Origin of the sequence: Kocuria sp. CH-021 (assembly GCF_049716185.1) — a bacterium.
In the GTDB taxonomy this organism is placed as follows: domain Bacteria; phylum Actinomycetota; class Actinomycetes; order Actinomycetales; family Micrococcaceae; genus Kocuria; species Kocuria cellulosilytica.
The window spans coordinates 197,482-205,638 of sequence record NZ_JBNAFK010000005.1; the positions used below are offsets into that span (position 1 = coordinate 197,482).

Consider the following 8,157-nt stretch of genomic DNA (forward strand, 5'->3'; position numbering starts at 1 on the left):
GGGCCGCCCGTCACGGCGGCACCGGTCGCAGCGGCATCGGTCACGGTCTCATCGGCCACGGGGCACCGCCGTGTACTTCGTCTCGAGGAACTCCTCGATCCCCACGCGGCCCCCCTCGCGCCCGAGGCCCGAGGCCTTGACCCCGCCGAAGGGCGCCGCCGGGTTGGAGACCAGACCCGTGTTGACCCCCACCATGCCGACCTCGAGGGCCTCGCTCACGCGGAAGCTGCGGTCCACGTCGCGGGTGAAGAGGTAGCCCACGAGCCCCCACGGGGTGTCGTTGGCCCACCCGAGCACCTGCTCCTCGGAGTCGAACGGCACCACGGGCGCCACCGGCCCGAAGATCTCCTGGGACATGAGATCGGACTCGGGGCTGACCCCGGACAGGACGGTGGGCGCGTAGAACCAGCCCCGGCCACCGGGCCGGCGGCCCCCGCACAGCACGCTCGCGCCGCGGGTCAGGGCGTCGTCCACGAGCTCCTCCACCTTGGCCAGGGCCTTCTCCTCGACGAGGGGGCCCACCTGGGTGCCCTCGGCCACGCCGTGGCCCACGGTGAGGGAGCCCATGCGCTCGGCGAGGCGGGCGGAGAACTCCTCCGCCACGGAGCGGTGCACGAACAGGCGGTTGGCCGCGGTGCAGGCCTCGCCCATGTTGCGCATCTTGGCGGTCATCGCGGCCTCGACCGCCACGTCGAGGTCGGCGTCCTCGAACACGATGAAGGGGGCGTTGCCGCCCAGCTCCATGGACGAGCGCATGACGTGCTGGGCGGCCTGCTCGAGCAGGCGGACCCCCACCTCGGTGGAGCCCGTGAAGGAGACCTTGCGGGCGATCCCCGAGGACATCCAGGGCCCGACCACGGAGGAGGCCTTCGAGGTGCACACGACGTTGAGCACCCCCGCCGGGAGGCCGGCCTCCACGAGGACGTCCACGAGCGCCAGGGAGGACAGCGGGGTGAGGTTGGCGGGCTTGAAGACCATCGTGCAGCCGGCCGCGACGGCCGGGCCGATCTTGCGGGTGCCCATGGCCAGCGGGAAGTTCCACGGGGTGACCAGCACGCAGGGCCCCACGGGCTCCTTCGACACCAGGATCCGGGTCCTGCCGTCGCCCGAGACGGTCATGTCCCCGCCGATCCGCACGGCCTCCTCGGAGAACCAGCGGAAGAACTCGGCGGCGTAGGCCACCTCCCCGCGGGCCTCGGCCAGGGGCTTGCCCATCTCCGTGGACATCACCAGCGCGAGCTCGTCCTGGCGGGCCATGATCAGGTCGTAGGAGCGGCGCAGGATCTCCCCGCGCTCGCGGGGCGCGGTCCGCCCCCACTCCTTCTGGGCCCGCCCGGCGGCCTCGATCGCCCGGGCGGCGTCCTCGGGGCCGCCGTCCGCGACCGTGGCGACGACCTCCTCGGTGGCGGGGTCCACCACGTCGAAGCGGCGGCCGGAGGCGGCCTCGGTCCAGGCGCCGTCGATGAAGACCCCGGTGCTGACCCCGGCGACGGCGTCCCGGGACCGGCGCAGGACGTCGGCGGAGGCGGTGGTGGGGGCGGCGGAGGTGGTCACGGGGTGTCCTTCCGGTCGGGATCGGTGCGCGGGCCCGCAGGGTCGGCGGGGCGCGGGTCGAGGAGCTGGGCGAGGTGCCGGCCGGGCCGGTCGGGGCGCAGGTGGCGGACCTGCTCGTGGCACGAGAACCCGTCGGTGAGCACGGGCACGGAGTCCTCCGTCTCCCGCAGGGCCGGGGCCAGGGCCTGTTCGGCCACGGCGAGGCTGACCTCGTAGTGGGCGGCCTCGAAGCCGAAGTTCCCGGCCACCCCGCAGCAGCCGGTGGCCTCCCGGACCTCCCCGACACCGGCCGCGGCCAGCGCCCTGCGCTGGGTCGCGGCGCCGAAGGCGGAGTACTCGTGGCAGTGGGTCTGGACCACCACGGACGGGGGCAGCGGGGTGCCGGGGGCGGGCAGCGCACCGTCCCGGGCGAGCTCGGTGACGTGCTCGGCGAAGCTGCGCACCCGGGCCGCCACCCGGCGTGCCGCGTCCGTGGGCACGAGCCCGGGCAGGTCGTGGCGCAGGGCGGCCGCGCAGGAGGGCTCGACGACGACGACGGGGCGCGCGGAGCCGTCGTCGAGCGCCGCGACCGTGCGGCGCAGGACCTTCTGCGCCGTGCCGAGCTGGCCGGTCGAGATCCACGTCAGCGCGCAGCAGGCGTCGGGGGCGCACTCGACGGGGCGCCCGGACCCGGCGAGGACGCGGGCCGCGGCACCGGCCACCTCCGGCCGGAAGCCGCGGGTGAAGCTGTCCACGAACAGGACCGTCTCGCCGGTGCCCGCCCCCGGGCGGGCCACCCCGGCGGCGGCGACCTGGCGGATCCAGTCGGCCGCCCCGGCGAAGCGCGGCAGCGGGCGCTCGGGGGCCAGCCCTGCCGCCCGCATCCCCGCCCGCAGCAGGGGACGGGTGGCGGGGCGGTCGCGCAGCGCCGCGTTGAGCAGCCGGGCGAACCGGCCGGTGAGCCCGAGCCAGCGGGGCAGCCGGCCGAGGCTGTAGTGGCTGAAGGGCCGCAGCCGCCCCCGGTAGAAGTGGTCGAAGAACTCGGACTTGTACGTGGCCATGTCCACGCCGGCCGGGCAGTCGGTGGCGCACGCCTTGCAGGACAGGCACAGGTCGAGGACCTCGCGCACGTCCCGGGACCGCCACCCCGTCTCCTGGTCGGGGGCCGAGCGGACCATCTCCTGGAGCACGCGGGCCCGCCCGCGCGTGGAGTCCCGCTCGTCCAGGGTGGCCCGGTAGCTGGGGCACATGACCCCGCCCGTGTCCGCGCGGCAGCGGCCCACCCCGATGCACCCCTGCACGGCGTGCACGAAGGGGTCCTGGCGGTCCTCCCCGGCGCGCAGCTCCCCGAGCGGGAAGGAGGTCCGCCACTGCCGCTGCGGCACGCCCTCGAGGGCGAGGTCCGCGGTGAGCGCGGCCGGGTCGACGAGCACGCCGGGGTTGAGCAGCCCGTGCGGGTCCCAGGCCCGCTTCACGGCGGCGAAGGCGCCCAGCACGCGCGGGGAGTACATGAGGCCCAGCAGCTCCGAGCGGGCGCGGCCGTCCCCGTGCTCCCCGGAGAGGGACCCGCCGTGGGCGACGACGAGCCGCGCGGCGTCCTGCGTGAAGGCGCGGAACACGGCCCGCCCCTCCTCGGAGCGCAGGTCGTAGGTGATCCGGATGTGCAGGCACCCGGCGCCGAAGTGGCCGTAGACCACGCCGTCGAGGCCGTGCTCCCCGAGCAGGGCCCGGAGCTCGGCCAGGTAGCCGGCGAGCCGCTCGGGGGCCACGGCGGAGTCCTCCCAGCCGGGCCAGGACTCGCTGCGCTCCAGGGCGGCGTCCGGGGCCAGGCGCGAGGAGAGCCCCGCCCCGTCCTCGCGCACCCGCCACAGGGAGGTCCGCTCGACCGGGTCCGGCACGGTCCGGCCGTCGAGGGCGTGGCCCTCGCGCAGCAGCCGCTCGAGCAGGGCCTCGGCGCGCTGGGCCACCTCGGCGGCATCGTCCCCGTCGAGGTCCACGTAGAGCCAGGCGCCGCCCCGGGGCATCGCCGCGACCGCGTCCGCGCCCCGGCGCCACCGCATCGTGGCGACGATCTTGTCGTCGATCCCCTCGACCGCCGCCGGCTCCTCCTCGAGCAGGATCGGCACGTCCCGGGCCGCCGCGACCACGTCCTCGTAGCCGAGGCACAGCAGCAGCGCGCTGCGGGGGCGGGGCACCAGGCGCATGCGGGCCCCCACCACCACGGCGAGCGTGCCCTCCGAGCCCACGAGGGCGCGGGCGACGTCGAAGCCGCGCTCGGGCAGCAGGTGCTGGAGGTGGTAGCCGGAGACCTGCCGCGGGATCCGGCCCAGTTCCACGCGCAGCTCGGCCAGGTGGGCGGCGGCCACCTCCTGCAGGGCCCCGGCGAGCTCGCCGGCCCGCCGGGCCGAGACCTCGTCCGCCGGATCGGTGGCCCGCAGCCCGCCGGGCCCGGCGGTGAGCAGGGCGCCGTCGGCGGTGACGAGGTCGAGCTCCACGGTGTGGTCGCTCGTGCGCCCGTAGCGCACCGAGTGGTTGCCGCAGGCGTCGTTGCCGACCGACCCGCCCACCGTGGCGCGGGTGCGCGAGGACGGGTCCGGGGCGAACGTGAGCCGCCCGTCCGTGCGCCGCTCCACCTCGCGGGCGAGCACGGAGAGCACCGCGCCGGCCTCGACGTCCACGGTCAGGGCGTCCTCGTCCACGGTGCCGATCCGGCGCAGGTGCCGGGAGAGGTCGAGGACGAGCCCCGGGCCCACGGCGTTGCCGGCCATCGAGGTGCCCCCGCCCCGGCTGGTCACCGGCACGTCCAGGTCCCGGCACACGGACAGCGCCGCGGCCACGTCCGCCGCGGAGCGGGGGAAGACCACCGCCCGGGGGCGCACCCGGTAGTTGGACGCGTCGTAGGCGTACTCTGCGAGCCGGCGGGAGCCGGTGTCGGCGTCGAGGCCGGCAGCGCGCAGGCGCCGGCCCAGCTCGCCGTCGTCCGGGGTCCCCGGAGCGGGCGGCGCGCCCCCCGGCCCGGCTCGGCGGACCGGGAAGGGCAGGGCGGCGGTGCTCATGCGCTCGCCGCCGCCCCGACGAGGGCCTCGGCCAGGGCCGCCTCGAAGCGCTCGAGGCCCGTGCGGATCTCCTCCTCGGAGACCACCAGGGCGGGGATCAGGCGGACCACGTTGCCCGCCGGCCCGCAGGTCAGGGTGAGCAGCCCGTGGCGGGTGGTGGTCTGCTGCACGGCCAGGGCGGCGGCGGCGTCGGGGGAGCCGTCCTCCTTCGCGAACTCGATGCCCTGCATCAGCCCGCGGCCCCGGACGTCGCTGATCCCGGGGTGCCGCTGCTGCAGGGGCAGCAGCCCGGCCTGCAGCTGGTCCCCGCGCAGCCGCGCGTTCTCCACGAGGCCCTCGTCCCGCACCACGTCCAGGGTGGCGCAGCCCGCCGCGGCGGCCACGGCGTTGCCCCCGTAGGTCCCGCCCTGCGAGCCGGGCCAGCCCCGCTCCATGAGCGCGGTCGGCGCCGCGATCGCGGAGATCGGGAAGCCCGAGGCGAGGCCCTTCGCCGTGATCAGCACGTCCGGGACCACGTCCGCGAACTGGTGGCCCCAGAAGCGCCCGGTCCGGCCCACCCCCGCCTGCACCTCGTCCAGGACCAGCAGGATCCCGTGCCGGTCCGCCCGCTCCCGGAGCCCTTCGAGGAAGGCCGGCGGGGTGGGCAGGTAGCCGCCGTCGCCGAGCACGGGCTCGATGAGGAAGGCCGCGGTGTCCTGGGGCGCCGTCCGGGTCATCAGCAGGTAGTCCAGCTCGCGCAGGGCGAAGTCCACGGCCGTGCGCTCGTCCCACCCGTAGCGGTGGGCGTAGGGGAACGGGGCCATGTGCACCCCGCCCATCAGCGGGGAGAACCCGGCGGAGAACCGCGTGCCCGCGGTGGTGAGGGTCGCCGCGGCCACCGTGCGGCCGTGGAAGCCGCCCTGGAAGACCACGATGTTGGGCCGGCCCGTGGCCATCCGGGCCAGCCGCACGGAGGCCTCGACCGCCTCGGAGCCCGAGTTGGCGTAGAACACGGAGTCCAGCCCCGGGGGCAGGACCTCGCCGAGCTTGTCGGTGAGCTCGAGCAGCGGCGGGTGCATCACGGTCGTGTACTGGGCGTGGATGACCCGCCCGACCTGCTCCCGGGCCGCCTCGACCACCCGGGGGTGGCAGTGGCCCGTGCTGGTCACCCCGATCCCGGTGGTGAAGTCCAGGTAGTCCCGCCCGTCGGTGCCGTGGATCCAGCACCCCCGGGCGGAGTCGACGACGACCGGGGTCGCCTGTTTCAGGAGCGGGCTCAGTGAGGTCATGGCTCATCATGGGAACAGCCCGCGGAGATTGTCAACAATCGGACCAGCCCGTAGGGTGGCCGCATGAGCACCGTGCGCGAGCCTCCCCGTGTCGTCGTGCTGACCGCCGACGGCACACCACCGCCCGCCAACGAGGCCGCCCTCCGGGAGCTCGCCGACGTCACCGTGGTGACGCGCGAGGGGCTCGCCGCGGCCCTCGCGGGGAGCGGCGGGCGGCGCCCGGCGGAGGTGCTGCTCCTCTGGGACTTCTTCTCGGACGCGCTCGCCGAGGCGTGGGACGCCGCGGCGGGACTGCGCTGGGTGCACGTCGCGGCGGCCGGCGTGGACGCCATGCTGTTCCCGGGGCTGCGGACCTCCGAGGTCCTGCTGACCAACGCCCACGGGGTCTTCGACCGCCCCATCGCGGAGTTCGTCCTCGCCGCGGTCCTCGCCCAGGACAAGCAGCTGCACCGCAGCCGGGCCCTGCAGTACGAGCACCGGTGGGTGCACCGCGAGCTGCGGCGCACCCGGGGCGCCACGGCCCTCGTGGTGGGCACCGGGGGGATCGGCCGCGAGACCGCCCGCCTGCTGCGGGCCGTGGGGATGGACGTCCGCGGCGCCGGGCGCACGGCCCGGGCGGGAGACCCCGACCTCGGGACCGTGGTCCCCGCCGCGGACCTCGCCGAGCACGTGGGGTGGGCCGACCACGTGGTGCTGGCCGCGCCCCTGACCGAGCAGACGCGCGGGCTCGTGGGCCCCCGGGTGCTCGCGGCGATGGCCCCGCACGCGCACCTCGTGAACGTGGCCCGCGGCGCACTGGTGGACGAGGACGCCCTGCGGGAGGCCCTCCGGGCGGGACGTCCCGCCGCGGCGACCCTGGACGTCTTCGACACGGAGCCCCTCCCGCCCGGTCACCCGTTCTGGGACATGGACAATGTGCACGTCTCCGCGCACATGTGCGGGGACGTGGAGGGGTGGCGGGACGAGCTCGCCGCCCAGTTCGAGGCGAACCTCCGGCGCTGGACGGCCGGGGAGCCGCTGCTCAACCAGGTCGACAAGGGCGCCGGCTACGTCCGCTCCCCGTGACGGGGCGGGGCCCGCGGCGACGGCGCCGCGGGCCCCGGGGGCGCAGCGCCACGACGAGAGGAGAGCGCAGACCATGCGCGTAGCAGTTCCCAGAGAGATCAAGCCGGCCGAGCAGCGGGTGGGCCTCGTGCCCGCCGGGGTGACCCAGCTCGTGCGGGACGGCCACGAGGTCCTCGTGGAGACCGGCGCGGGGGCGGGCTCGGGTTTCGACGACGACGCCTACGCCGCCGCGGGGGCCGAGGTGGTCGACCGGTCCGCCGCGTGGGAGCGGGCGGAGCTGCTGGTCAAGGTGAAGGAGCCGGTGGCCGAGGAGTACGGCTTCCTGCGCCCCGACCTCACGCTCTTCGCCTACCTGCACCTGGCCGCCGACCGGCCGCTGACCGAGGCGCTGCTCGAGGCCGGGACCACCGCCGTGGCCTTCGAGACCGTGCGCTCCGGCCGCGCGCTGCCCCTGCTCCAGCCCATGTCCGAGATCGCCGGCCGGCTCGCCGCGCAGTCCGCCGCCCACCACCTGCAGTCCAACGCCGGCGGCCCCGGTCTGCTGATGGGCGGGGTCCCCGGCGTCGCCGCGGCCAGGGTCGTGGTGATCGGCGGCGGGGCCGTGGGCACCCAGGCCGCCCTCATGGCCTCCGGGCTGATGGCCGACGTCACGGTGCTGGACGCCAACGGCGTGCGGATCCGCGAGCTCACCGACCTGCTCGGGCACCGGGCCCGCGTGCTCATGAGCGACGAGCACGTGCTGGAGGAGGAGATCTCCGGCGCGGACGTCGTGATCGGGGCCGTCCTCGTCCCGGGGGCGGCCGCGCCCAAGCTCGTGCGCCGCGAGCACCTCGGGGTCCTGCACGACCACGCGCTGCTCGTGGACGTCGCCATCGACCAGGGCGGGTGCTTCGAGACCTCCCACCCGACCACCTACGACGACCCGACGTTCGAGGTGGACGGCATCACCCACTACTGCGTGGCGAACATGCCCGGCGCGGTGCCGCGCACCGCGACCCGCGCCCTCGCCAACGCCACCACGCCCTATCTCCGGCGCCTCGCACGGGGCCCGGAGCAGGCCCTGGCCGACGACCCGGAGTTCGCCGCCGGGCTCAACACGGCCGCCGGGAGCATCCGGCACGCCGGGGTGGCGGAGGCCTTCGCGGACCTGCCGGCGCAGCTGGGCTGATATGGGGTTCCTGCTTGTCAAGAGGGCAGGGTGAAGCGGGGCACTCATTGATCGGTGAGTGCCCCGC

5 protein-coding genes are annotated in these 8,157 nt (G+C 76.1%); 2 read left to right on the forward strand and 3 right to left on the reverse strand.

Annotated features, from left to right (window positions below; genetic code table 11):
• Window positions 1-48: 48 nt before the first annotated feature.
• Genes ACPYN7_RS05860 through ACPYN7_RS05870 form a run of 3 tightly spaced genes read right to left on the reverse strand, consistent with a single transcriptional unit; the run spans window position 49 to window position 5,857 of the window.
• Window positions 49-1,554, reverse strand: coding sequence for an NAD-dependent succinate-semialdehyde dehydrogenase (locus ACPYN7_RS05860; RefSeq protein ID WP_082697266.1), 1,506 nt, complete (start codon window positions 1,552-1,554; stop codon window positions 49-51).
• Complete coding sequence (locus ACPYN7_RS05865) at window positions 1,551-4,589, reverse strand: FAD-binding and (Fe-S)-binding domain-containing protein (RefSeq protein ID WP_424347009.1); 3,039 nt, start codon at window positions 4,587-4,589, stop codon at window positions 1,551-1,553. Before ACPYN7_RS05865 ends, ACPYN7_RS05860 begins: the two co-directional genes overlap by 4 nt.
• Window positions 4,586-5,857 carry an aspartate aminotransferase family protein gene (locus tag ACPYN7_RS05870; protein ID WP_058875470.1) on the reverse strand — a complete coding sequence of 424 codons (1,272 nt, stop codon included), beginning with the start codon at window positions 5,855-5,857 and terminating at the stop codon, window positions 4,586-4,588. The genes ACPYN7_RS05865 and ACPYN7_RS05870 overlap by 4 nt, the downstream gene beginning before the upstream one ends.
• 63 nt (window positions 5,858-5,920) lie before the next feature.
• Between ACPYN7_RS05870 and ACPYN7_RS05875 the strand changes: the two genes are divergently transcribed.
• Together ACPYN7_RS05875 and ald are read left to right on the forward strand one after the other, a co-directional pair.
• Entirely contained in the window at window positions 5,921-6,922 is a 1,002-nt protein-coding gene (locus ACPYN7_RS05875) for a D-2-hydroxyacid dehydrogenase (protein WP_424347010.1), read from the forward strand.
• A gap of 73 nt (window positions 6,923-6,995) precedes the next feature.
• Window positions 6,996-8,090 carry an alanine dehydrogenase gene (gene ald / locus ACPYN7_RS05880; RefSeq protein ID WP_058875468.1) on the forward strand — a complete coding sequence of 365 codons (1,095 nt, stop codon included), beginning with the start codon at window positions 6,996-6,998 and terminating at the stop codon, window positions 8,088-8,090.
• Window positions 8,091-8,157 lie beyond the last annotated feature (67 nt).